Genomic DNA, 25991 nt, shown 5'->3' with positions numbered 1-25991 from the left:
AAAGAGGACACGACCCTTATGAGATCCGGCATGAAAGCCCGACTCGGCCTTCCGATCAGTCAAATCGCTTGGAATAATTTCCGGCTCGATTTCTCCGCGACCCTTCTGTTCAGCTTGTTTAATGTCGTCTTCAATCAATTTTACTTGCCGATGGCCATTCGACAAGGAGCGTCCGATCTGGAGATCGGGCTTCTGTCGGCTTCTCCTGCCATCGGCCTCTTGTTTTCGCCGCTATGGACGGGAGGGATCGAACGGTTCGGACCCCGCCGCTTCTTTTTCATTCCGAACCTGATCGGGAGGCTATTGATCATTTTTCCGGCTCTGTTCGGAGCGCCGGTCGTGTATGTGGCGACGGCGCTCGTGTTCCAGCTTCTGATGGGCATGCAGTCGCCTGCGTATGCGTCGCTGCTGACGAGGTTGTATCCGGCGCGTCAACGAGGAAAGCTGCTCGGGTATGTTCGCGTGGGCATGTGCTTGCTCATGATGCCGATGGCATTCCTCATCGGCAACTGGATCGACTACGCCGGGCCGAGGCCCGCCTTGATTTCAGCGGCACTGACCGGTGCTCTGTCGTTATGGATATTCCGCGGAGTACGCAATGAGGATGGAAGCGATGATTCGCCCACTCCCGCCGCTGCTGCACCCCAATCGAGCTGGAGTGATCGGTTCGCTCTGCTGGTAGGCAACCGCGAGCTGCTCGTGTTCTTCCTGGCGACGACGTTCTCCGGTTTTGGCAACATCCTTTCGAGCCCGCTGTATCAGATGATCCAGGTCAAGGAATTGAATTTGTCCAACACCCAGATTGGGACAGCGAGGGTGGTGTACTATGCCTTCCTGCTGCTCTCTTACTTCGTCTCCGGATGGGCGCTCGATCGTTATCCCCCGAAGCGGACTCTCGTCTACGGGCTGGGAGCGGTCATCGTGGTTCCGCTCCTGTACGGATTGTCTCCGAGCTTCGGCTCCGTTCTGGTGGCGAGCGGAATACAAGGCATTGCGGATGCCATATGGGACATTGGCGTTCTCGCCTTTGTGTTCATGATCGCTCCCGGACGGGAAGCCAGCATCTTCAGCATCCACCTCATGCTGTTCGGAATTCGCGGTACGATTGGTCCGCTGCTCAGCACCGGGCTTGTCAGAACCGTACCTTATTCCGACATCCTCATGGGTGCGTCATTCTGCGGACTCGTCGGTACTGCGCTCTTTCTCTTCCTGTTGAAGGACCGCAAAAAGCGAAAGCCGGACCGAGCCCCCGACAAAGCGGTGACCCCTTCCGGCTGAAATTGCGTCGGATTAACGCTGCCAGACGTCCTCATATTCCTTGCGACGTCGAAATATGGACCTGAATCATCTCGCGTTCGTTCATGGCGATCTCCTTTTGCGCACAGCCTTTGGCTTGCGCTTTTTTATTTTGGCGATGGTTCTGTTTACACGAATGATGGCTATTTGACTCGTTTGGGTATAATTTAATATTCGTTTAGGCGGATTTCAGCTTCCTTTCAGGTTTCACCGTTATTCTGGAAGCAGAAGAAATTGAGCCAAGCTTATCAATAATAAACGAAAAGAGGAGATCTTATGAACCCGAAACGCATGCTGATCATCGGCTCGATGGCTGCCGCCATCACCGCAGGAAGCGGTGTTGCCGCTCCTGCGGCCGAAGCGGGTGCTCTGGATTCCGGACTTCGTATGAAAGCCCCCGCAGCTATTGTTCGTACGGCAGGCATCGCCCGAAAGGATTCCCTCCAACAAGCGCTTGGGGTATCCTCGGATGAGCAATTGTACGAAGAGATCTATGAGGGGCGTTCTTTGGCCGAAATTGCGGATCGGCATCTCGGAGATGCTGAACAAGTCATCGATCTGCAGGTTTCGGAGCTTCAGGATCAGCTGCGTACCCGCCTGGAATCCGGAAGCCTGCTTCTTGAACACTATTATGCGCAATTGGCTGAGCTGGAGGCGATCGTGACCCGATCGGTCTATGGCGAGGCTTTGAAGTAACGGCAGCTTTCCGGGCTCATTCGGGCTCACTCAACGTTAACGGAGGAGTAGCTGAACATGTTAACCGATCATTCATGGGACAAGGCGTCCGGCTGAGCCGGGCGTTTTTTTGTCGTTTGAGAGAGGAAATGACGGCATTCATGTCGAAGGCTTCCCGCATGACAACAATGAAAAAATATCTTCTCCTTCCTTTGTTGGCTTTACTTGTGCTAACCGGCTTTCGGCTATTGTGGCTGGACCATTTCAAAGAGCCGCCGCAGCCTGCTGCGAGACAAGGCGTATTTGACCTGCGCGGGTTTCCGCTTAAGGATGCCACAGCCTCCCTGATCGGGGAGTGGGAGTATTATCCGGGAGTTCTACTTGAGCCTGATGAACTCGAGACCGAGAAGGCCCTTGCTCCGACCTACAGAGAGCTGTCTGCCAGGAATATATTCGCGTTCGACTTCTCGGATGAGGCTTATCAAGCGGGTACCTACCGGCTGCGCATTCAATTTGACTCGTCATCTCCGCAAGCGATGTATGGGTTGTCCCTCCCCCCTTTGTCGATGGCCTCCCGAATATACGTAAATGGGGAATACGCGGGAGGAGCGGGGATTCCTTCGACGGACCCAAGAAGTTTCAAACCGCAAGCCTATTCCCAAATGCTGGCCTTCCACGCGGATCGAGGCGAGGCGGACATCCTCGTGCAGGTCTCTGGCAATTTGAAGATCAAGTCCAACGTGATGGAGTCTCCGATCCATTTTGGTACGTTTAAGAAGATCGAGCATCAGTGGAACCTTGCTGTCGGCATGCAACTCCTGCTGATCGTGGTCTTGTTCCTGCATGCGATCTATGCGGCGATTCTTTATTTGATTACGGACAGGAATCGGACGATGCTTTATTTTCTGCTGCTGCTCGTCTGTGCGATCTATGCGTTTTTGGTCGACGATGCGAAGCTGCTCAACAGTTGGGCAGATGGGAGACTTAGCTTTATTTGGGGACAGAAGCTGCTCCTTCTCTCGTATCTTTGGCTTTTTATGTTTATCAACATCCTGGCGGTTCATCTCACGAATCGAAAGGCGAATGGCTTCGGCATGAAACTGCAAATGGGAGCAGCTTTGCTCTACAGCGTTATGGTGATGACGTTTCCGTTGGAAGTGGTCAGCAGCTTGATCTGCATCTTTTTCCTGCTAATCATCGTCTCATTTCTGATGAACCCCGTTATTCTGATCCGCTATTATAATGTAAGATCAGATCCAGACGGCATGTGCCTGCTGATCACGGCAGTAGCCATCGTCTCCAGTGCGAGCTGGGGAACCTTGCGTTGGTTTTGGGGAATGGACTTTCCCTTTTACCCGTTCGATCTTGTGGTTGCCTTCCTCAGCTTCGCCACGTATTGGTTCCGCCGTTTTCAGCGAAGCGTCATGCGGACGGAGATGCTCGCTCGTGAGCTCCGCAATGCCAATAAGGCCAAGGATGGATTTCTTGCCAACACTTCCCATGAGCTTCGGAACCCGCTTCATGGGATGATGAATATCGCTGGGCATGTTCTGGAGCAGGAACGAGGGAAGCTTGATCCAGATAACGAGAAGAATTTGGAGCTGCTCTTGTCGATCGGCAACCGGATGACCCATCTCTTGAATGATCTGCTGGATTTATCCTTGCTGAAAGAAAGTCGGATTCGGCTGAACCTGACGGCTGTAGCGCTCCAGCCGATTATCGAACGCATGATCGATCAGTTGAGCTTCCCGAAGAATGGAAAGCCGCTTGAGCTCCGGGTACGTTTGGATGACTCTTTTCCTTGCGTGCTCGCTGACGAGGAGCGGCTCATGCAGATTTTGTTCAATTTGATCCATAACGCCATCAAATTCACCGAGGAAGGGACCGTTCTCATCGAGGCGGAGAAGGACGAGCGATTCGCTTACGTGCATGTATCGGATACCGGAATCGGAATGGATGAGGTGACCGTGTCGCGCATTTTCCGTCCCTCTGAGCAGGAAGATTCCGAATTCACGGAACCGATGGGCGGCATCGGTCTCGGACTTAGCATCTGTTCGATGCTGGTTAAGCTTCATGGAGGTGAGCTTTACGTGAAATCCAAGCCGGGCCACGGTTCCGTCTTTTCGTTCTCTCTCCCGTTGGCTCCTGCCACAGAGAAGTTCGATTCGGCTGCCGGACCCGATGCACAGACCGAGACGGTCGCTCGGAACATGTCGGAATGGGAGCTGTCCAACCCGGAAGATGTGGTAAAATTCCCGGTTAGTATCGAGAAGGAATCGGTTAAAACGTTTGACCGAAGGCCCCGTATCCTTGCAGCCGATGACGATCCTGTCAATTTGAAGGTCTTGGCCACTCTTCTGCCTCCTGAAACGTATGAGCTGGCGTATGCGGTCAATGGGGTTGAAGCGCTCCGGCTGCTCGAGAGAGGTTCCTGGGACCTCGTCATCACCGATGTGATGATGCCGAAAATGTCCGGTTATGAGCTGACGCGGGAAATCCGCAAGAGGTATTCGATGACCGAGCTGCCGGTGCTTCTCCTCACGGCTCGCACCCGTTCCGAGGATATCGAAGAGGGCTTTCGCGCCGGTGCTAACGACTATATGTTGAAGCCTATCGACGGCTTGGAGCTGCTTACGCGGGTGGATGCTCAGATCAAGCTGAAACGATCGATCGCTGAACGGCTGCAGCTTGAAGCGGCTTATCTTCAAGCTCAGATGCATCCGCATTTTCTATTCAATGCATTGAACTCGATCTCCGCCCTTGCAGAGATCGATGTCCGCCGAATGGGCGAGTTGCTGCATGCCTTGAGCGACTATTTGCGGATCAGCTTTCATTCCCTGAGCAGCGAAGAGCTTGTTCCCATCGAGCATGAGCTTGATCTGGTCCGAGCCTATCTATACATAGAACAGGAGCGTTTTGGTGAGCGGCTGAATGTAGTCTGGGACCTGGAAGAGGGCTTGAGGTTCCAATTGCCTCCGCTGACTCTCCAACCCCTAGTTGAGAATGCCGTCCGTCATGGGATTCTGGAAAAGGTGGATGGAGGAACGATCATCATCCGTACCCGAAGAAAAGGTGATGAAGTCGAGCTGAGCGTGATTGATGATGGGATCGGCATGGATGCCGAGTTGAAGTGCCGCCTCCTTACACCATCGCACGGCAACGATCGCGGAGTTGGTATCATCAACACGGATCGGCGCTTGAAGCGGCTGTGCGGCCAGGGGCTGCAGATCGAAAGCGAACCAGGTGTAGGCACCCGCGTGTCTTTTACCATCTGGCTGAGAGGAGAATCGGTATGATCCGGGTTTTGCTGATCGACGACGAGAAGCTGGCTCTGCTGCAATTGGAAAAGCTCTTAAAGGAGTGGCCGGATATTGAGGTTCTGGCGACGTATACGGATCCGAGGCTGGCCGTTCAGGAGATCTCCCGATGGAAGCCGGATGCGGTCTTCCTCGATATTCAAATGCCGGGGATGAACGGGATGAAGGCGGCGGATTTCATTCAGCAGGCTTATTCGCCTGCGGAGCTTATTTTCGTGACCGCCTATGATCGGTTTGCCGTCGAAGCCTTTGAGCTGAACGCACTTGATTACCTGCTGAAGCCTGTCGACCGCAGAAGGCTCGGCAAGACCGTTTCTAGGCTTCTAGGATCTGTACCTTCGACTATTGTCCAGGGAGCTCCTAAACCTAGTAAACCTAGCCCATCCGCAGTGATCCGTTGCCTGGGTCCCCTTCGAGTGGAAGGCGAGGGAGAAGGAACGGAGCCGGTTCGCTGGAGAACCGCCAAAGGGCAAGAGCTGTTTGCTTACCTTCTGCATAACCGGGAGCGCTTTGTCTCCAAAGACAGCCTGATCGAGCTTCTGTGGCCCGATTCCGATCTGAAGAAAGCAGCGGCGCAGCTTTATACGACCGTTTATCAGGTTCGCAGGAGCTTGAAGCAAGCGAACCTTGCCGTTGAAATACGCAATATCAGCCGAGATGACGGCTATATGCTCGTTCTGAACGGCGTACCAGTCGATGCAGAGGGCTGGGAGAAAGAACTGCAGGAGCTGGGTCCTGTCGATTCGTCCAATAGCTCCCGCTGTCTTGACTTGCTAAACGGGTACGAAGGAGATTATTTCGGCTCCTCTGGATACCTGTGGGCGGAGAATGAGCGTCAGCGGTTGAGCTCAATCTGGCTGTACAAAGCACTCCAATTGGGTGATTACTTGCGGGAACAAGGAAATGCGGTACAAACGGTAACCGTATTTCGCCGGGTGCTTGAGCTACAACCCTATTCCGAGGAAGGGCATCTGGGGCTGTTACGTACATACGACCGAATGGGAGAGCGAACGATGGTGATTGGGCATTATCGGGATTGCGTCAATCTCGTGAGGGAAGACCTCGGTATTGAAATGAACGGGAAGATCGTGGAGTGGTACGAAACTTGGTTTCATAGTAAAGTATAAGCATCATCGGATCGCGGAAAGGAGGGATTCCCGGGATGTGGAAGAAGACGGCTTATTTGCTGATCATCATGGGGCTCATCCTCCTGATGTGGCCAAAGGCCAGGGAATGGGTCGATGATTACAAGCAAGACAAGCTGCTTCGAGATGCGAAAGCCGCGATGTCGGCTCAGACAAGCCCGCATTCGCGAGAAGCTGGCTATGAAGAGCTGTCTCAGTTATTCGCTCTGGAGACGGATGGAGCGGAAGGAACACTGCTGCCGGATGCCTCCGCCAGCCCGGCTCCCACAGAGCTTGCTGTTCCCGAAGGAGCGGTGGCGATCCTGCGCATTTCGAAGATCGATCTCGAGCTTCCGGTTCTAGAGGGAGCAACCAAGGCCAACATGAAGGTAGGCGCCGCTCATATGACCGAGACGACGCCGCTTGGCGAGGTGGGCAACGCAGCGATTGCGGCCCATCGGGCTCGCACGGAAGGACGGCTGTTCAACCGGTTGAACGAGATCGCCGTAGGCGATGAGATGGAACTGGAGATGAAGGGGAAGAGTGAAGTGTATCAGGTGTTCCGGGTAGTGCGCGTGCTTCCTACCGACCTGTCCGTTCTGGACGGCAACGGCAAGGACCGGATTCTCACCCTCATTACCTGCGATCCTATCGAATCGGCCACACATCGGATCATCGTCCAGGCTAAGCCTGTAAACGATGAATAGTTCTTTGTATCAAATCGATAAGTTTCTCGACAAGCTTTTCCTTATGGAAAGCTATTTTCGTATTGATAAAAATCTAACATCATATGTTCATTTTCTGTTTAGTTAGAAATATTATAATGTGCGTTATAATGTTCAAAATCTATATTCTTAAAAAAACGGAGGAAGCAATCACATGGGGAAATGGAAGAGAAAAGCCAGCTATCTGCTGGCAGCCGTTGTTTTGTTCATGCAGTGTATTGCCGGGGCAGGCTGGTTGAGTATCGCTTCTGCCAAAGAGATATCGGAAGATAAACTGAATCTCATCACCAGTGTTAACCTCGCCGTTTACGACGGGGCGGGAAATCCGGTCACGGATGTGGTTTACGAGCAAGGTGCCAGAGTTAACGTTGATTACAATTGGTCATTGCCGGATGAACACGATTACGATAAGGGAGATACTTTCACGTTTGATTTTCCGAAGGCGTTTGTGTTGGCTAATGATATAGATGGACCGTTAGTTGCTCCTAATGGCAAGCCTATGGGGAGTTTTCACGCTGATTACGAAACTCGTAAAGTCGTGATGACCTTTACCGATTACATCAAATCAGGCGACAAGGGAATCCATGGAACATTGCATTTTGAGACGAAATTTAACAAGGAAGCCATACAGGAAGAATCAACCCAGATCATTACCATCCCCGTGAATGGTGGAACTCAATCCATAGAGCTTACATTCAAGCCATATGTTTCACAAGCGATGAGCAAAACTGGACAAGCCTACCCCGCCTACAACACGAGAGAGATCACATGGACTGTAGATCTGAACAAGGATCTGCGTTCTTTGACCAAAGCGGTGTTGACGGATGAGATCCCAGTTGGGCTGGACATGCCAGTAACCGCAGTTGTGTATGAACTGAAGGTGAAGCTGGACGGAAATGTCGAACAAGGTAGCTTGATAAGTTCATCCGAGTATACAGTAACGAAGAACGATCAGCAACTTCAGGTTTCTTTCAATAATAGCTTGTCGGCAAAGGCATATCGCGTAGTGTATACCACGCCGTTGACAGAAAAATCGATTGAGAAAAGTGACAGTTTTACCAACAGAGCCAGGTTTACCGGGGAAGAAAAGGGAACTCTTGTGGAACTGGCGGACAGTAAAAAAGTCGATACCAAACAGGGAGAAGCACTGGCTAAGAAAGCTGACGGTTATGACAACAAAACCCAAACGATCAGTTGGGCCGTTCTGTACAACTATAACGGCAAAACGATTCCACAGGATAAAGCCGAGCTTGACGATTTCTTTAACTCCACGCAAGATTTGGTTGACTCGGTCCATGTCTATCCGGTCAGCCTGGATGCGAACGGAAATGAGACAAAGGGGAAAGAGTCTGACGCTCCGAAATTTTCGGTAACTCCCGCTACATCAACCGATAATGAGGGGAATACATTAAACGGTTTCCGTCTGAAATTTGAGTCTGATGTAACAGAGCCGCTTCGAATCGAATACAAGACGAAGGCGAACAAGCAAGTGATTTCCGATTCTTCTGTCACCAATACGGTGAAGTGGGGATCAGAATCCAAAACTATTAATCAAGAAATTAAACAGATGGTTGTCCACAAGGAATGGTCTGATGCCGACTATCAAAACAAGACCGTCCAATGGAAAATCTCCCTGAACAGAGACAGCCAAACGATGACCAATGTTACGGTGACCGATACTTTTCCGAGTAAAGGGCTTACTCTTGATCAGCGTACTTTGGCAGTAACGTTCGCTGATGGCAGTCCCGTTCCTACTGGGGAATACGCGTTTACCCCTGTTGCGTCGGGGAAAAATGGCTTTGTCTTGAACTTCCCGGGTACGATCAAAAAACCGATTGATATCACCTACACGACTGCCTTTAATAATGATGAGCTGAAGGAAAATTGGGTAACGAATCCTGTTGATTTCATGAATAATGCTCACGTAACCTGGAATGACGCGGATAACAAGGATCGGACCAAAGACGAGGCCTCAACCTTTTCTCCGAAGAAAGAGGCACAGGACAATGGCTTCAAAGATGGTAAGTATGACGCGGTAGACAAGCAAATTACCTGGAATATCGGATTGAACTACAATAGCAAGACGATCAGTAAAGGAAAGCTGGAGGATCAATTAGAGCAGGATCAGGTTCTAGACTTGGATTCTGTTAAGGTATCCTCCATGACAGTGAAGGTTGATGGAGGTTATGACGTAGGGGCTGAGCTGGATAAGACAGCGTATACCACAAATTATTCGAACAACAAACTCACTATTCATTTCAATAAACCCATCTCCACACCGTATTATGTCACTTTTAAGACTTCCTTGGCTGGTAAGCTGATTGGCTCAGAATCGGTCTCTAACACGGCAAAACTTTTCGATGGAGCAACGAGGGTTTCTAAGGATTTGACATTCTCAGTAGAGGTAAAGAAGGGTGGCGAATATGTTGCAAAGCAGGGTTCGCAAAGAGGGAAGATTATAGACTGGACGATCTACATCAATAGGGGGCAATCAACAGTAGATCAAGCCAAGATTAAGGATACACCTACAGTAAATCAAGTGCTCTTGCCAGCTTCCTTCCGCTTGTATGCAACCGATGTGCAGTCGAATGGGACGGTGACGAAGAAGGGAGTACCGCTAGAGAAAGACAAGGATTACCGGCTTGAGATCACCACAGGATTAGGCGGACAGCAAGGATTTGAACTGAGCTTTTTTACGGAAATAACAAGACCGTATATCTTGGAGTATCAATCGGTAATTGACGCAGTCGATGGTGATAAGGTAGGGAACTCTGTTGACTTCTCCGGTAAAAATACAAAGCTAGTTACCAAGAGTGACACCAAGGAATTCAACGTGGCCCTCTCTAGTGGTTCCGGTACGATCACGGGAGTACGGGGTAGCTTAATCGTCACTAAAGTAGATCGAGACGAGAAAACTCGACTCTTGCCGGGTGCGGTTTATGGGCTCTATAGCTTGCTTAATACTGACCCCGTTCTGGTAGATGAGCTAACTACGGATATGAACGGACAGGTAACGTTCGAAAATCTTCTAGCCGGCAAGTACTACTTAAAGGAAATTGAGGCCCCTGAAGGATATACGCTCGAATTAAATCAAAAGAATTTGGAGATTATATCCAACACACCGATCGAATGGGAACTGACAAATGCGAAGGTGATTGTTCCGTCGCCGTCATCGTCACCGAGCACGTCGCCAAGCACATCGCCGAGCACGTCGCCAAGCACATCGCCGAGCACGTCGCCAAGCACATCACCGAGCACGTCGCCAAGCACATCACCGAGCACGTCGCCAAGCACATCACCGAGCACGTCGCCAAGCACATCGCCGAGCACGTCGCCAAGCACATCGCCGAGCACGTCGCCAAGCACATCACCGAGCACGTCGCCAAGCACATCACCGAGCACGTCGCCAAGCACATCGCCGAGCACGTCTCCGAGTGCAACGGCGACTGCGACACCGACGGCAACGGCGACTGCGACACCGACGGCAACGCCGCCAATAGTGACTTCGGCACCGACGCCTACGTCGGCTGAAACACCGACGGCGACACCGCTCGAAACCCCGACAGCAACGTCGACGCCTACGCCGACTGCGACACCGACGGTAGCGCCTAGCGCAACGCCGACGGTAACGCCTACTCCGACGAAACAGCAGGAGGAGACCGTACAAGATAAACCCGTAACCGGTGAAGTGAAGGTTCCGCCCGGCGGATCAGTAACGGTTGATCAACCGGAACACGGAACGGTAACCGTCGATGATAATGGCAAATGGACCTATACACCAGACCCGGGATATACGGGAAAAGACGATTTTAAAATCATTGTCCGCGACAAAGATGGCAACGAAACGGAAGTGCTGGTCGACATCAATGTCGATGAAATTCCGCTCGGCGGCGGAGATTCCGGCAATGGAAGCAACGGAACACCTCCGGCTACGCTTCCTCAAACCGGTGAATCCAGCTACCGGTATTTGCAGATCATGGGCATCGGGTTGATCTTCCTCGGGTTCGGTCTGCGCTTCCGAGTCAAAAAGAGCAAGTAACCTATTTCCGTATCATAAGCAAACTGCATTCCCTACTGCCGTTCAATAGAAAACGCCTGCCGGACTTGACTCCGAGCGGGCGTTTTTTACAAGAGGATGCTTGTTGATTGAATAGGGGGGACAGGGCAAGGAAAGTCCTGCAAGTTCATAGGCCAGCTGTTATCGGAGTGGAAAAAATATACGCCCCAACACCCCATATCGGCTCATATCCTCCCAGATATCCTCCGCTAGGATTCCGTGCAGCTCGTCCGGCTTCACCCATCGCCAGTCCGTATGCTCCTCCGATAAGCGTACGGAACCGCCACAGTATTGGCACTTGTATGTGAGCAATACCACTTGCCGAGTGGGGCTTGTCAAGAACGTAGTGGCATAAAGCAGCTCGTCAATGGTCACATCCAGAGCAGTCTCCTCCAGAATCTCTCGATGCAGACCTTCCGATAACGCTTCTCCAAATTCCAGCTTGCCTCCGGGCCATTCCCAAACGCCTGCACCCGTTTCGTCCTTCGGAGCCCTTTTGACAAGGAGCAAGCCCTGATCGGAACGAATGACGCCTTTCATCGCAACGACAATTACCGGGTTACCGGCCATCCTCACCATTTTTGTGTTTTTTTAATTGCTTGTTCAACAAATTCCTTTGGCATGGCAGTTTTGCTGACTACTTCATCAACGGATAGCCCTTGTTTATAAAGACGATTTACTACACCTTCCATTGCTTCTCCTATAGATACAACATGTTTATCAGGGTCATAGAACGTGATACCCCTTTGCCCCCACGGTGCTTCTTGTATTTCATGGATAAATTCGACCTTTACTTGTTTGAGTTCATTATAGATGTCATCTAGTTCTTCGGTTTCAAAGTTCAATTCAGCGCTATTAGACCCGTATAAAATGGGATGAGAACCTTTCATCTTGTGTATTTCTTCAAAGTGAGTTCTTGAATGTATCGCTAAGCCATTTTCAAAAGAAACATTAACTCCAAAATCATGTGTTACCTTTTGTTTTAAAATCCTTTCATAAAAATCCCTTGAAAGATCAAGGTTCTCAACCAGTATTATAGGACCCATAAATTTCATTTTTGCAACTCCCCCGTAATTAAAATAGGTATAGAAAATAGAAGGTTAGCGCAATAACCCATTCGTCAAGTTGTACAACACCACTAAGTTGATGTTGAGTTATCTGTGCCAGGGCATGCAGAAGGTTATGTTGCCACAAAAACAAAGGCATATGGCCAAGGCCATGAGTGAATCGATAAGACGTTGGGGATGGTTACGAATGCCAATGCGTGTTCTGGTGATATATAACGATTATAATACATAACTGAAAAATTTTAACCAGAAAAAGAACGAATGTTTGGTTATACTATGGGAAAAAAATTGAATGGATGCCATCATTCGATTTCACAACAATACAAAGAAAATAAATAGACCTTGTGTTCTCAGTGCGGTTGTGATATATTATAAAAGTTGACGCGGGGTGGAGCAGCCCGGTAGCTCGTCGGGCTCATAACCCGAAGGCCGCAGGTTCAAATCCTGCCCCCGCAATTACTGAGAAGTCCTTCCGCAATTCTGCGGGGGACTTTTTTATTGCTTTGCAGAAGTGCACAGGGTTGCCAGATCGAATGAAAACGAATACAATGGAAGAGCGCTTAATTTCCGGTCTTGCACCGGAGAGCGGGGGAACCAAGTCTTTGGGGCGAATCGTCGCATCTGCGACATAGGGAACCATCCATCCCGAGCCCGTCAGCTAACCTCGTCAGCAGAAGATGGGTCCGCTTTCTTCTTCACGATACGAGCATACAAAAGACCCTTCGGGGTCTTTTTCTGCTTTTTTGGACCTTCTGCTTGAACAACAGCTGTCTGTTTCTTGTCCCTAACAGCCAATTCATGCGAGAAGGGAGGTTCGAAGGATCGGTGATCCAGCAGCCGGCGCAGCAAGCGCAACACTGCCCACACGGATGAGGAGGAACGATCCATGTCAAAACCGACTTATTTCACCAATCTGGATAAACTGGAAGCTTTTCTGCCGGAAGAGAAACGGATAGAATTAAGGAAGGTTACAGACCGTTACGCTTTTCGCATTAACGATTATTATGCAAATCTGATCGATTGGAGCGATCCGCACGACCCGATCCGCAAGCTGGTTATCCCCGGTGAAGGGGAGCTCAAGGAATACGGCCGTTGGGACGCCTCCGACGAGGAAGCCAATTATGTCGTGCCCGGCTGTCAGCACAAATACGGATCAACTGCGCTCTTGGTCGTCTCCGAAGTCTGCGCCGCTTATTGCCGCTACTGCTTCCGCAAGAGGCTGTTCCAGCAAGAGGTGCACGAAGCTTCAGCGAATCCGGAACCGGGGCTGGCTTACATCGCCGCCCATCCCGAGATCAGCAACGTGCTGCTCACGGGAGGTGACAGCCTCATGCTTTCTACGAAACGGCTGATCGAGATCCTCGCCAAGCTAAGAGAGATCCCCCACGTTCAGATCATCCGGCTCGGCTCCAAAATGCCGGTCTTTCAGCCGATGAGAATCTATGAGGACGAAGAGCTGCTCACAGCCATCCGCAATTATTCAACGCCGGAGAAGCGCATCTATATCATGGCGCATGTAAACCACCCCCGGGAACTGACCGCCGAAGCGCGAACCGCGTTCCGTGCGCTCCTGGATGCCGGCGCGGTCGTGATGAATCAGACGCCGATTCTTCGAGGCATCAATGACGATCCTGCCGTGCTTGCCGACCTGCTTGATCGCCTGTCTTGGAGCGGGATTGCTCCATATTACTTCTTCATCAATCGTCCGGTGGCCGGAAACAGCGAATTCGTTTTGTCCTTGGAGAATGCCTATCGCTTGGTTGAAGAAGCCAAGGCTCGAACCTCAGGGCTCGGCAAGCGGGTGCGGCTTGTCATGAGTCATTCTTCCGGGAAAATCGAAATTCTTGCCATCGAGAATGGAAAAGCCTACTTGAAATACCATCAGTCCCGAGAAGGCCATTACGGAAAGCTGATGATTCTGGATTGCCCTCCGGGCGCCTCTTGGTTCGACGATCTGCCGGGGAATGAACGGTACTGGAACGCTCCCGGTAAAAAGCATCATTTCGTGATGTGTCCGCCTTCCTCCCGGGGGAAGCAATCCGTTAATTCCTAGAGCGTACGGCTCGAATTCGTTGTTTGAATTACGCTCTACCCGACCTCTGCGTGACGAAGGAGCCGCCATGTCCAACCATCGTTTCCTGGAAACCCTGCTGTTTCCTCCACCTTCTCTAAATTCTCGCAAGCTTGCCCGCCGGATTAGCGGAAAAACCATCCTCATCACAGGTGCAAGCTCGGGAATCGGAGAGCGGACAGCGCTTCTATTGTCCGATTATCCGGTGCATTTGGTTTTGGCTGGGCGAAATGAGGAGAAGTTAGCGGCCCTCAAGCAGGAGATTGAGACGAGGACGGCAAAAGTCAGCGTAGTGGCGGGGGACTTGCGGCAGGAGGAGGAGATGGGACGTCTATTGGATCACCTGCATGCGCTTCCTCATGGCGTGGACATCATCGTCAGCAATGCCGGTTTGTCCATCCATCGGACGATTCAGGACTCCCTTGACCGCTTTCATGATTATTCACGGACGATGGCGATTAACTATTCGGCGCCGGTGCGATTGCTGCTGTCTACGATTCCCCTTCTAAAGGAGAGAGGGGGGCATGTCGTCAATGTCTCGACGGTGAATGCCCTTCTGCTCCCCCTCCCTCATTGGGCCGCGTATCAGGCATCCAAGGCTGCATTTGATACTTGGTTTCGTTCAGCGGCTCCCGAGCTGGCTGCATTGGGTATTGCCACAACCACGGTCTATCTTCCACTCGTGAGAACCCCGATGATTGAACCGACTGCTAAATACCGAACGATGCCCGCTATGTCCGCCGATCGAGCGGCTCGAATCATCTGTAAATCCTTGTATACCAAGAAGAGACGATATCGACCCTGGTGGCTCTTCTTCGGGCAAACAGCTTCCCTCTTGTTCAGAGGGCTGTTTGAGAGGATTGCAGAACACAGGGAGAAGAGGAGAGTGCGAGGATGACCGTGCTCCGGCTGCTGACACCCGCTTCCCTGTTTCGCTTGCTCCAAGCCATCCGCGTGCATGGCACCAATCTGCTGGCGCTGTTGGAATATGCGGCCACTTTGTACCCGGATCGGATTGCTGTAACCGATGAGAGGGAGACACTCACCTACAAGCAGCTGGCTGAAGCGGCGGAGAGGCTTGCCAGGGAACTGCGAGCGTGTTACGGGTTGAAGAGCGGCAGTAAGGCAGGGGTTCTGTGCCGGAATCACGCGGAGCTGGTCATCACGGTGATTGCGGTGTCGCGCTGCGGTGCCGATCTCGTTCTCATGAACGCCGAAATGAGCCAAAGCCAGCTTGACGATGCCATTGAACGGCAGGATTTTGATCTGCTGATCTATGACCCCGAGGCCGCCGCCCGGGTCGAGTGCTCGGCTTATTCGAAGGCCACACGGGTGAGCAGGTCTGGCGATCTCCACCGATCAGGCAGGTCGATAGGTGACGCTCCGGTAAAATCCAGCCTACTCCAACCTCCAGCTCACCCCGTGCAGAATCTGCCCAGGACTTCTCGGGGGAAGCTGGTGCTGCTGACGAGCGGAACGACCGGAAAGGCAAAGGAGGCGGCGCATCAGCCTTCGCTGTTCGCCTATTCGCCGGCTTTTGCAACGATGCTGACCCGCTTGAAGCTAATGAACACCCAAACGGCCTACATAGCGACTCCCCTGTACCACGGGTATGGAATAGCGGTCTTGTTCCTGTTCCTCGCGTTAGGGAAGAAGATCGTGCTTCGTGGAGGCTTCAACGAGGCGATAGGATGCATGGCGATCCGCGAGCATCAGGTTCAAGTCGTGATAGCCGTTCCGTTGATGATCGACAAGATGCTGCGGCATAACGCGAATGACCTGAGGTCCCTCACTTGCATCGCTTCCGGAGGAGCAGAGCTGAACCCCAGGCTGGTCAAGGAAACCTCCCGACTCCTCGGAGCCGTGCTGTATAACCTATACGGAACATCGGAGGCCGGGTTGACCCTGATCGCTACTCCGAAAGACTTGGAGCAAGCGCCGACGACGCTTGGCAAGCCCATCTTCGGCGTTCGGCTTCAGGTCAGAGATGCGCTCGGGCGCAAAGCGCAGCCCGGCCAAATCGGGCGACTCACTGTCAAGAATAGCGGTGCCATGCACAATCGCCGACGAGTTTGGGTCGATACGGGAGATATCGGTTACATGGATCGATCCGGGCATTTCTACCTGTGCGGAAGAAGCGATGATCTCGTGGTTTCGGCGGGAGAAAATGTATATCCGCTTGAAGTGGAGCAGGTGCTGCTTACCCATCCCCGAGTTGCGGACGGAGCGGTGATCGGAGTGCGGGACGAACGGTTCGGCCAGCGGCTGAAAGCAATCGTCCGCTTGATCGAAGGAGAGGAGCTTGCTGAGGAGGATCTGCTCGATTGGCTGCGGCCCCGTCTGGCACGCTATCAGATGCCTCGGGAGCTCACGATTGTGAACGAACTTCCGTACACGCCGCTCGGGAAGCTGGACAAGAAGCGGTTGAAGGTGGAAGAGAGCCGAAGGATCGAGAGGTAGCGGATGGAGAACGAGCTGAGGAAGAGCGTGGGTGGCGGAAAGTGGGGAATCGAGGAGACGATACTCAGCCTGGGCTGAGACCCGCTTTCGAATAAGTGACTGCGATGCGAAGGAGCTTCGGCCAATGCCGAAGCTCTTTTTCGATAAATCAGTTTCGATCCACGATTCACATCTTCCGGTTACCAAATGGAACGAATGGCGTCAGTGATGGGCTAACTCTGATTAAAGCGGGACGCGCTGCATGACCTTTTGCTTGAAGTAAACCCATTCCTTGAAGCCGATTTCCCGCAGCTTCTGCTGAACCTGCTCAAACTCGTCGCCGACTCGCGATGGGGTGTGGGCATCCGAGCCGAATGTAATCGGGATGCGGTAATAGAGGGCGCGTTCCAGGATTTCGTCGGAGGGATACCAGCCGCCGGATAGCTTCGTCTTACCGGAGGTGTTGATTTCGATGGCAACGCCGGTATCGCCGATGGCAGCGAGCGTCTCCTCCAGCGCCTTGAACGGAATCGCCGAGAATTCCGGGTAGTTGCCTTTCATTGCGTCGATATGGCCGAGGATTTGAAACATGCCGCTTTCGGCGGACTGGCGGATCAGCCGATAGTAATCGTCCTTGGCCTGCACCTTCTCAAACTCGGACAAGCCCCGCCAGCGGGTCCGGTTGAAGATGCTGACTTTGTTTGAGGTTTGGTGCACCGAACCGATGATGTAATCGAACGGATACGGAGCGAAGGCTTCTCGGTAGATATCCGCGAAGCGGGGGTAGTAATCGGATTCCACACCGAGAAGAACGTCGATCTTGCCGCGATATTCTTCCTTCAGCTTCAAGACTTCCGATATATAGGAAGTGAATTGGCTCTTGGCCATGGCGATCAGCGGTTCCGGTTGATCCTCTTCGCGGCTGAAGTACGGGGAGTGATCCGAGATCCCGATGACGTCAAAGCCCTTCTCGATCGCCGATTCGATATAGGCACGAATCTGGTTGTCCGCATGTCCGCAGCGTTCATGGTGAGTGTGCATATCAAATTTCAAAAGCCGATTCCTCCTTATTCGCTGCCGAGAAACTGCGTTTGCGGCATGCCCTTCAGGTCATTCAGGAACTGCAGCATGGCGGAGCTGAGGTAGCGCCCGGTTTTGTACATCACCACAACCGGCTGACTCGTTTCAATCTCGTCCAAGTTGACGAGGCGAAGTGTGCCCATTCTCAGCTCATTGCTGACGGTATTTTTGGCAATGATGGCGGCTCCCAGGTTCAGCTCGACGACGCGCTTGACTTCCTCGCTGCTGGACAGCTCCATGACGACTTGCGGATTGATCTCCAGCTCCCGGAACAGCTTGTCGGTGAAGCGGCGGACCGCCGTACCCGGAGTCATCAGGATGAGCGGAAGGTGATGCAGATCGTTGGCGGTCGCATGGCCGACCGAAGCGAGCGGGTGATTCGGTGATACGACGAGCTCGAAGGTATCATAATAGAGCACAGACGATTCTACCGTGGAGCTCTTGTCAAAAAGATAGGAAATGCCGATATCCACGCTGCCGTTCTCCACTGCACTCAAAATCTGCGAGGACGTCATCGAGTGAATGGAGGGCTTGATGAGCGGATATTGGTTTTGAAAATACGAGAGCACGCGCGGCAGAATCTGCACGGCAATGGAGGCGGTCGTGCCTACGCTGATGTTTCCTTGAGGCGTATTCTCCATATCGGCGAGGCGCTGCTTGAGATCTTCGACGGTGTGAAGAATGCGGTAAGCATGCTCCAGGAATACCCGGCCGCTGTCCGTTAAGGTGACAGGTTGGTTGCGGTCGACCAGAACCGTCCCGAACTCGTCCTCGAGGCTCTTGATCTGGGCGGACACGGCTGGCTGGGTCAGGTTGAGCAGCTCGCCCGCCTTGCGGAAGCTCATGGTTTTGGAGATGGTGATGAGGGTTTCAAGCTGATTGATGTTCAAAGGGTAGCCTCCCTTAGCCTATAATTATTGATTATTATGTTTTTGTTCGCCATAAATAATTCTTTTCGTTATATGTATTATAGGCGATAGAGGCGGAAATGGGCAATGAGTTCAATTTCCATCTTTATATGAAAAAAAGGCAATCTGGTTACGGATTGGCGCGATTGGCAAGGGTAGAGTGAGGGGACGGTCAGAGTGAAGCGACGACGGTGAGCAGAATGACCACCAGGATGAGTATAAAGCCGGGAATGATACAGCATAGCAGGGCCCTCCCACCGGAAAATCGATGAGCTGCCGCAATGGCGTTCAGAAATACGACGATTCCCCAGACGACCATGATCACCTTCAGGATCGTCAGAAGCAAAAAGACCATGAGCGCAAAAGGCTCAGTGGGCATCGTCAGCGAACTCTGAAACATCTTCTCGCCGAGAAGGGCATAGTCAGCAAGCAGCACCGGCAAAGTCCAAATCATCGGGATGGACCCATACGCGAACGCGATTCGAATGTCGTCGGTGTCTCCCTGTCCGCCTAACCACGATCCTGTCCAACGCAACAGCGGAGCGACGATATAGAGCGTAAGCGGTACACTGATCAGAGCGGCGATCAGGATGGCAAAGAGGACATACCCCGTCGAATGGTCATCACCTAGGTTTCGGTTGGCTTCTCTTGTTGCGGTCTGAGCGAAATTGCCGAGAATGATCAGCCAGAGGATGTGCCGACCGTAGCCTTTTTGAAGCGCCCGTTCGGTTACCTGGCGGGGATGAATCCAGATGGAAAGCCAATCCATATAAAATCCTCATTTCTAGGAAAAGGTATGCTCATCAAGCCGGCCAATCCAGCAGATGGCGGAGAACGAGCTCCGGCTTGATGCTGGTTATCCGGATCTGCTCTTCCGGATCAACGTCTTGCGCGATCCCTGTCAGTACCCAGGCAGTGCGGCATCCGGCCGCGATTCCTCCTGCGATGTCGGTGCGCAGGTTGTCGCCTACGACCCAGATCTCATCGGCGGGAAGACCAAGCCGCTCGATCGCATAGTTCATGATGATCGGCGACGGTTTGCCGATCCAAACCGGCTCCACACCGGAAGCGGCTCGGATGGCTAATGAGAGCGAACCGGAGCCGGGAGTCAGCCCTTGCTCTGTCGGAAGCTGTAGATCGGAGTTGGTGGCGATAAAGGCGGCACCACCGAGAATCGCCCGGCTGGCGGAAAACAGCTTGGCATACGTGAAGGAGCGGTCGATTCCCTGGATGACCGCGTCCGGTTTATCGTCGGGACCTTCAACGAGGTGAAGCCCGGCTTTCGCAAGCGCCTGCCGCAGCCCCTGCTCTCCGATGGCGTAGACGCGGCTTCCGGGGGCGGCATCGGCCTGATAACGCGCAGCCGCTTGAGCGGAGGTCAGCACGTCTTCCGCAGCGGCAGGGATGCCCGCGATCTCGCGGAGATGACGAGCTACTTCATCCGGTGTCCGGGAGGAATTGTTGGTGACGAAGAGATAAGGTGAGCCGGCTCTGCGCAGCGAATCGATGAACGGAGCCGCCTGGGGGATCGGATTCGTTCCGGCGTACAGCGTGCCGTCCAAATCGATGATGTATCCGGGCATAGGAAGACCTCTTTTTCACATGGAGTAAGAATATCTGACTATCTTTTCCATAATACCAGAACGGATGCAGGCAGGCTATCTCCCTTTTTGCAACATGCGAAGGCAAACGGTAAACTGGAGTCAACGGCCGGATTCCGGGTAAATAGGTAGGGGGTTAATTGCACCATGCAAACATGGACATCCCTACACAGAGGAGGTATCAGCAATGGAAAAGAGAAAATTCGGCAAAACGGATATGAACGTCAGCGTTTTGGGGTTTGGCGGCGCGGAGATTCGATCGTTGCAGCCTCATGACCCGGAAGCGCTTAAGACGATGGACCGTCTGCTCGGCAGCGCGCTTGACGCCGGTCTGAATGTCATGGATACAGCCGAATGCTACGGGAATAGCGAGGAGCTGATCGGCCTTGCGGTGGCGGGACGGCGCAAGGACTATTATTTGTTCACCAAATGCGGACATGCCGCAGGCATGGAGTATGACGATTGGGATCCCTTGCTGCTTGCCGAGTCCATCGACCGCAGCTTGAAACGGCTGAAGACGGATTATGTCGACTTGATCCATCTTCACAGCTGCTCGGAGGAGATTTTGAAACGGGGAGAGGTCATCGAGGTCTTGAAGCGGGCCAAGGAAGCAGGGAAAACCCGCTATATCGGGTACAGCGGGGAGAACGAGGCCGCCCTCTACGCGATCCGGACCGGTGAATTCGATTCTCTGCAAACCTCCATTAACCTGGCGGATCAGCGGGGAATCGATCTGGTTCTGCCGGAGGCGCGGGACCGGGAGATGGGGATCATCGCCAAGCGGCCGATTGCGAATGTGGCCTGGGCATCCGGCTCGGAGCCGCCGCAAAACGAGTACGCCACCGAGTATTGGAGGCGGCTCCGCAAACTCGATTACGGCTTCCTTCAGGAGCATCCGCAGGATGCCGTGGCAACCGCTCTCCGGTTTACGCTCTCCATGAGCGGTGTCTGTACGGCGATTGTCGGAACCACCAACCCGGACCGCTGGGTGCAGAACGCCAAACTTTTGGAGAAGGGACCACTCGCTCCTGGCATCATTCGGGATATCCGCGAGAAATGGGCGAGTACAGCCGAAGAGGACTGGATCGGCCAAATCTAAGGAGCGAACGGAACGGAGAAGGGACGACTGATGTGGATCGCCTGGGAATGCTTGCTGATGGAGTAGACAGCGGCTACCTAGGCGTTTTCTTCTCTCTCGCGGCCGTTCATGCTATGATAGACCGAGAATGTAGAACCACGACAATTAAAGGAGTAATGCGTGTAATGACGACAACCTTCGAACAATGGCCGCTGCCGGAGCGGTTTGTCCACAATCTGAGAGAGGCGGGAATCACCGAACCGACCCCCGTTCAGCAGGAAGCGATTCCTGTCATTTTGGGCGGCTCGGATGTCATCGCCCAGTCGCAGACGGGCACCGGCAAGACCCTCGCTTATCTGCTGCCGGTGATGGCTCGGCTCGAGGAAGCCAAGCGGGCGGTGCAGGTGGTCATTCTGGTGCCGACTCGCGAGCTTGGCATGCAGATTGTCCAGGAAGCCGAGAAGCTGGCGGCTGGGACGGATATCCGCGTGCAGCAGTTGATCGGCGGGGCCTCGCTGTCTCGGCAGTTGGAGAAGCTGAAGCTTCATCCGCAGTTGGTTGTCGGAACGCCGGGACGGGTACTCGAGCTGATTACGAAGCGCAAATTGAGCTTGCATCAAGCGAAAGCGGTTGTTGTCGATGAGGTCGACCAGGTGTTTGATCTCGGCTCCAAAGCTGAGGTGGACAAGATCCTAAGCAGCATGCTCCGCGACCGCCAAATCCTCTTTTTCTCCGCGACGATCACGGCGGGAATTCGCAATCTGGCAGGCAAATGGATGCGGGAGCCGGTGGAGCTAGCGATTAAACCTGAGGAGAGAGCGGCCGCGACTCTCGAGCATCTCTATCTCGTCGGAGATGACCGAGACAAGATCAATCTGCTGCGCCGGGTCGTGCGTCACTTCAATCCAAAGCTGGCGATTGTCTTTATCGGCGATACGGAAGACATCGCAGAGGTGGCCGCCAAGATCCGATATACCGGCCTATCGATAGAAGCTTTGTACGGAGACTCAGGGAAGCAAGAGCGCGCGAAGGTGATGAGCGGCTTCCGCGACGGGAGATTCCAGCTGCTGCTCGCGACGGATGTGGCGGCGCGAGGGCTGGATTTCCCCGGAGTGACGCATGTCATCAACTTCGATCTGCCGATCGATGCCGAGCATTACGTGCATCGCGCTGGACGCACGGGGCGGATGGGCCGTACCGGGACCGTTATCTCCCTCTTAACGGAGCGGGAGCGCTTCATCATCCGCAAGTTCGAGAAGGCGCTCGGAGTCACATTCACGGAGCGCAAGCTGTACGGCGGAGAAGCACTCGCCCCAGCTGAGATGCGCGGCGGGAGCAGAGGAGGCAAGGGGACCGTGCGATCTGACAAGCCGGAGCAAACCACGGCGGAGTCCGTCAAGGCCGGTCCGAGCGCTTCGCGATCCCCGCAAGCAAGTCCGCGAAAGGCGGCAGCGTCTGCAGACAAGCCGAAGGCGGCTGTTACCGCGAAGCCGAAGGGGCAGTCCGGCAAAGCGGCGGAATCGGCGCGTGCGAAGAGCAGCCGCGAACGTGACCGGAAGTCCAAGGGAGCGCCGAAGTGGCTGAAGGAAAAGCGGGAGCAGGATAAACGCTCCTGATGGCGGAGCATCAAGGAATCGGAAGAGATCTCATCCTTGATGTGACAGGGGGAGGAGCTTGGCTATGGATATGCCCGTACTGCGGGAAAAGCAACTGGAAAACGCGCTCCTGCAATTCATCTTCCCTTTTTCCCTCGTCCCTCGCTCACAACCCGCTTTTAAGCGCAAGCTGAGGGAAGACGGATATGAACCGTTTTTTCTGGACAATCTCGATTTGGAAGGCGAATTCTACGGCGATTTCCGCGTCTCCCACCGGAATATGGAGCGCTATTACCTTCCCTTCACCAATAATGTGCTCTTCCCCCATGCGGAGGATGAGGATGCTTTTCAGCGGTATTCCCGCAAATTGAACATCGATGGCGTGCTCAGAAGCCTGCATAATCGGACTCCGTTTCGCATTCTTTCGGCGGATGTGTTTCTGTGCCCGTTTTCCCTCGGCTTCATCACGGTCCGCGTTCAACTCACCAACGACAAGCTGACCTATACCGAAGCGCTGGAATTCGCCAACCGGTTTCGTGTTCTGCAGGACATCAGCCTGCCGGATGACTTGACCTATGTGGAGTGTGACGGCCGCGAATACAAAGAAGTCGAGGACTTCATCTTCAAAGTTGTAGCGGCGAGCACTCTGCCCTTTCTGGATAATTCCGATCAGGCCGGGGCGTACTTTGAGACGATGCCGTTCTTTGTGGACGAACGGATGTATGTTCAAGCCTTCTATAACTTTCCGGAAGGGACGGAGATCGATCGGGAGGATCTGTACCGGGCGGGGAGAATCGACGGCTTAAATCTGTCGGGTAAGCCCAATGTCAGCTCCAGCAATATGGCCTACATCAACGCTTACCTCGACAAGCACGCGTATGAGCGATGGGCGCCGAATACGTTCTATGTCATGGACGAAAACTCCTTCTGCTGCCTGACGAGCCGAAGCGGGCAGATGCGGAAGCTGCTGGCTGACCAGATGTACGGCGAATATTATTACGGGCTGCTGCTTAACCTCTTTCACAAGATCGTTCTGCTCAAGCTGAGCAACTGCTACTCCACGGTGCGGTATGACCGCAATCCCGACGACATCGAAGATCTGATCGGACAGATCACCAAGTTTTCGTCGAAATATTTTTTCCTGGAGCTGGTCACTCAGTCGCAGGGCCGAGAGATCTTCATCCAGCTGCGGAAACTGTTCGGCAACAACAGCCTATATGAGGAAGTCAAGCAGACTCTGAACGACCTGTACAAGTACCAGGCGGATACCACGGATCGACGCACGAGCAATTTGATCATGATCTTCACGGTATATACGGTGATCAGCGGCATCTACGGCATGAATCAGGTGATCGAGGACCTGAAGGGGCCGAAGATTGATTGGGGTGTGCTGAGGAGCTATTCTCTCTTTCAATACATCGCGCTGGTTGTGACGATAACGGGGATTGCGACGGGGCTTGTCCTCGGCTGCCGCATGACCTATCGGAGAATCCGCATCTGGAGGAGAAAGAATCGGCCGGGATCGTTTTAGTAAGCTTTCAACTCAAAATGGGCTGATTCTCGATAAGCGGCTCTGAAAATAAAAAGCTCGTGACCCCATCAATACATGGTCACGAGCTTTTTGGGATTAGTTGGCGGCTTCGAGCTCCAAAGCGGCTTGATGGATCAGGTCGAACAATTCGCTGATCCCGCTCTCTTCGATGCAGGAGAAGGCTACGCGGAGGTCGGTATCACCAAGGGCGATGGTGCCGATTCCGTACTTCTCAAGAAGAAGCTGGCGAAGCGGCTCGGCGGAAACCTTCTTCAGCTTGAGGCACATGAAATAGCCGGAATTGAACGGATAGTAGTCCCATTCCTCGGCATATTTGCCGCAGTCCAGCACCTCTTTCACACGGTTGGCGCGCCCTTTCATCACCTCGAACTTTTGTTTCCGCTGCTCCTCAAAGCCGGGGGCTTTTAACGCATGCAGAACGAAGGTTTGAGAAGGGTGAGGACCGCTCGAGATGGTGGCGCGAATGATGCCCATCGTCTTTTGCTCAAGCGCCGCCAGTACATCCCGATTGTCGCTGCCGTAGGTAATGAATCCGACCCGGAAGCCCCATACATACTCTTCCTTGGTCGCTCCGTCGATCTTAATAGGGAGAATGCGTGGATGCAGGCCGCATAGCTGACCGAAGATGGATTCGTGGAGAGAATCCTCGAAGAAAAGGCCGAAGTAAGCGTCATCGGTGACTACCACGACGTTGATTCCTGCCTCGGCTCCTGCCTTCACCGCCTCTACGATGGTCCGGCCCTCCTCGGCTCCCGGCGTATATCCGGTCGGATTGTTCGGGAAGTTCAACACCACAATGGCCTTGCCGGATGGCTTGGCCGCAAGGATGGCTTCCTTCAAGCCTTCCGCGTTGAAGCGATTATCCGCGTTATAGAGTGGATATTCCATCATATCGGCGCCGCGTCGGATTCCGAAGGTCAGCTCGTAATTTTCCCAATTTTTGTCGGGGATGATCACCGCATCTCCGGGGCCGGCGAACAGGTCGGCGACGATGCTGAGCCCATGGGTCAGCGCATTGGTAACAATCGGATGACTGAAGGATTTTCCCTCCATCGAGGGGTTATCGGCGACCATTTTCTTCTTCCAGGCTTCTCTCAGCTCCGGCTTCCCAGAGGCGGGGGCGTAATCGTACAAGTCTTTCGGGTCATAAGCGGAGAGGGTATCCTGAATGACTCCGAGATGCATCGCCTTGCCGCCTTCAAGAGCGGTTCCGATCGTGGCGTTGTATTTGCCTGCTTTTGCCTTCGCTTCAGCCGACTGGCTCAGAATTCCCAGCTTGGGAAAATAAATCGCTCGACCCAAATCCGACAGCATCTCGTAAACATGGGGATTGCCATCGCGGATCGTATCGTTCAACTGTGCGGCCTGCGGATTCATGAGTGGGCGTCCTTCCTTCCGGTTAAATT

The 25991-nt window shown here is 53.3% G+C and carries 19 protein-coding genes, 1 tRNA gene and 1 riboswitch; of the genes, 13 read left to right on the top strand and 7 right to left on the bottom strand.

Features of this window, described 5'->3' with window-relative positions:
- Positions 1–18: 18 nt before the first annotated feature.
- The 6 genes from BN2684_RS11745 to BN2684_RS11720 all read left to right on the top strand — a co-directional run bounded on the left by BN2684_RS11745 (position 19) and on the right by BN2684_RS11720 (position 11176).
- The gene (locus BN2684_RS11745) at positions 19–1278 is read left to right on the top strand and encodes an MFS transporter (RefSeq protein WP_108722195.1); all 1260 of its coding nucleotides are present in this window, start codon (positions 19–21) and stop codon (positions 1276–1278) included.
- Between the two features lie 294 nt (positions 1279–1572).
- Positions 1573–1992, top strand: a complete 420-nt coding sequence (locus tag BN2684_RS11740; protein WP_058302329.1) for a hypothetical protein — start codon at positions 1573–1575, stop codon at positions 1990–1992.
- 158 nt (positions 1993–2150) lie between these two features.
- Complete coding sequence (locus BN2684_RS11735; RefSeq protein WP_159065789.1) at positions 2151–5267, top strand: hybrid sensor histidine kinase/response regulator; 3117 nt, start codon at positions 2151–2153, stop codon at positions 5265–5267.
- Complete coding sequence (locus BN2684_RS11730) at positions 5264–6415, top strand: response regulator (RefSeq protein ID WP_058302327.1); 1152 nt, start codon at positions 5264–5266, stop codon at positions 6413–6415. Before BN2684_RS11735 ends, BN2684_RS11730 begins: the two co-directional genes overlap by 4 nt.
- Positions 6416–6450: 35 nt before the next feature.
- The gene (locus BN2684_RS11725; RefSeq protein WP_058302326.1) at positions 6451–7119 is read left to right on the top strand and encodes a class D sortase; all 669 of its coding nucleotides are present in this window, start codon (positions 6451–6453) and stop codon (positions 7117–7119) included.
- A 172-nt stretch (positions 7120–7291) separates the two neighbouring features.
- Positions 7292–11176, top strand: a complete 3885-nt coding sequence (locus BN2684_RS11720) for a collagen binding domain-containing protein (protein WP_058302325.1) — start codon at positions 7292–7294, stop codon at positions 11174–11176.
- 159 nt (positions 11177–11335) lie between these two features.
- Here the strand turns inward: BN2684_RS11720 and BN2684_RS11715 are convergent, their stop codons facing one another.
- Positions 11336–11764, bottom strand: coding sequence for an NUDIX hydrolase (locus tag BN2684_RS11715; RefSeq protein ID WP_058302324.1), 429 nt, complete (start codon positions 11762–11764; stop codon positions 11336–11338).
- Positions 11765–11766: 2 nt separating this feature from the next.
- Positions 11767–12249: a VOC family protein gene (locus BN2684_RS11710; RefSeq protein WP_058302323.1), complete on the bottom strand. Its 483-nt coding sequence runs from the start codon at positions 12247–12249 to the stop codon at positions 11767–11769.
- 394 nt (positions 12250–12643) lie between these two features.
- On the opposite strand from BN2684_RS11710, the gene BN2684_RS11705 reads away from it, so the two are divergent.
- From BN2684_RS11705 to BN2684_RS11685, 4 genes are all read left to right on the top strand, one after another.
- A tRNA-Met gene (locus BN2684_RS11705) sits at positions 12644–12717 on the top strand.
- Between the two features lie 91 nt (positions 12718–12808).
- A riboswitch (cyclic di-AMP (ydaO/yuaA leader) is annotated at positions 12809–12947 on the top strand.
- Between the two features lie 200 nt (positions 12948–13147).
- Entirely contained in the window at positions 13148–14314 is a 1167-nt protein-coding gene (locus BN2684_RS11695; protein WP_058302321.1) for a KamA family radical SAM protein, read from the top strand.
- 67 nt (positions 14315–14381) lie between these two features.
- Complete coding sequence (locus tag BN2684_RS11690) at positions 14382–15230, top strand: SDR family NAD(P)-dependent oxidoreductase (RefSeq protein ID WP_058302320.1); 849 nt, start codon at positions 14382–14384, stop codon at positions 15228–15230.
- Positions 15227–16792: an AMP-binding protein gene (locus BN2684_RS11685; RefSeq protein WP_058302319.1), complete on the top strand. Its 1566-nt coding sequence runs from the start codon at positions 15227–15229 to the stop codon at positions 16790–16792. The genes BN2684_RS11690 and BN2684_RS11685 overlap by 4 nt, the downstream gene beginning before the upstream one ends.
- A gap of 222 nt (positions 16793–17014) precedes the next feature.
- On the opposite strand, the gene BN2684_RS11680 is transcribed toward BN2684_RS11685, so the two are convergent.
- The 4 genes from BN2684_RS11680 to BN2684_RS11665 form a co-directional block, all read right to left on the bottom strand.
- Positions 17015–17824 carry a histidinol-phosphatase gene (locus BN2684_RS11680; protein WP_058302318.1) on the bottom strand — a complete coding sequence of 270 codons (810 nt, stop codon included), beginning with the start codon at positions 17822–17824 and terminating at the stop codon, positions 17015–17017.
- 14 nt (positions 17825–17838) lie between these two features.
- Positions 17839–18741 carry a LysR family transcriptional regulator gene (locus BN2684_RS11675; RefSeq protein ID WP_058302317.1) on the bottom strand — a complete coding sequence of 301 codons (903 nt, stop codon included), beginning with the start codon at positions 18739–18741 and terminating at the stop codon, positions 17839–17841.
- A gap of 190 nt (positions 18742–18931) precedes the next feature.
- The gene (locus tag BN2684_RS11670) at positions 18932–19528 is read right to left on the bottom strand and encodes a YIP1 family protein (RefSeq protein ID WP_058302316.1); all 597 of its coding nucleotides are present in this window, start codon (positions 19526–19528) and stop codon (positions 18932–18934) included.
- A gap of 34 nt (positions 19529–19562) precedes the next feature.
- Positions 19563–20342 (bottom strand): TIGR01457 family HAD-type hydrolase, encoded by a 780-nt coding sequence (locus tag BN2684_RS11665; RefSeq protein ID WP_058302315.1) that lies wholly within the window; start codon positions 20340–20342, stop codon positions 19563–19565.
- Positions 20343–20547: 205 nt separating this feature from the next.
- On the opposite strand from BN2684_RS11665, the gene BN2684_RS11660 reads away from it, so the two are divergent.
- The 3 genes from BN2684_RS11660 (at position 20548) to BN2684_RS11650 (ending at position 24564) form a co-directional block, all read left to right on the top strand.
- On the top strand, positions 20548–21459 hold the full coding sequence (locus BN2684_RS11660) for an aldo/keto reductase (protein ID WP_058302314.1): 912 nt from the start codon (positions 20548–20550) through the stop codon (positions 21457–21459).
- Between the two features lie 164 nt (positions 21460–21623).
- Positions 21624–23054: a DEAD/DEAH box helicase gene (locus BN2684_RS11655; RefSeq protein ID WP_058302313.1), complete on the top strand. Its 1431-nt coding sequence runs from the start codon at positions 21624–21626 to the stop codon at positions 23052–23054.
- A 64-nt stretch (positions 23055–23118) separates the two neighbouring features.
- Positions 23119–24564 carry a hypothetical protein gene (locus tag BN2684_RS11650; protein ID WP_058302312.1) on the top strand — a complete coding sequence of 482 codons (1446 nt, stop codon included), beginning with the start codon at positions 23119–23121 and terminating at the stop codon, positions 24562–24564.
- A 96-nt stretch (positions 24565–24660) separates the two neighbouring features.
- Here the strand turns inward: BN2684_RS11650 and BN2684_RS11645 are convergent, their stop codons facing one another.
- A complete protein-coding gene (locus BN2684_RS11645) occupies positions 24661–25962 on the bottom strand; it encodes an aminotransferase class I/II-fold pyridoxal phosphate-dependent enzyme (protein WP_058302560.1) in 1302 nt (433 codons plus the stop codon).
- Positions 25963–25991: the final 29 nt, after the last annotated feature.

It is taken from the genome of Gorillibacterium timonense, from assembly GCF_001457415.1.
GTDB classification, from domain to species: Bacteria; Bacillota; Bacilli; order Paenibacillales; family NBRC-103111; genus Gorillibacterium; species Gorillibacterium timonense.
The sequence above is the reverse complement of the archived record's forward strand: the minus strand, read 5'-3'. Positions and strand labels throughout refer to the sequence as shown.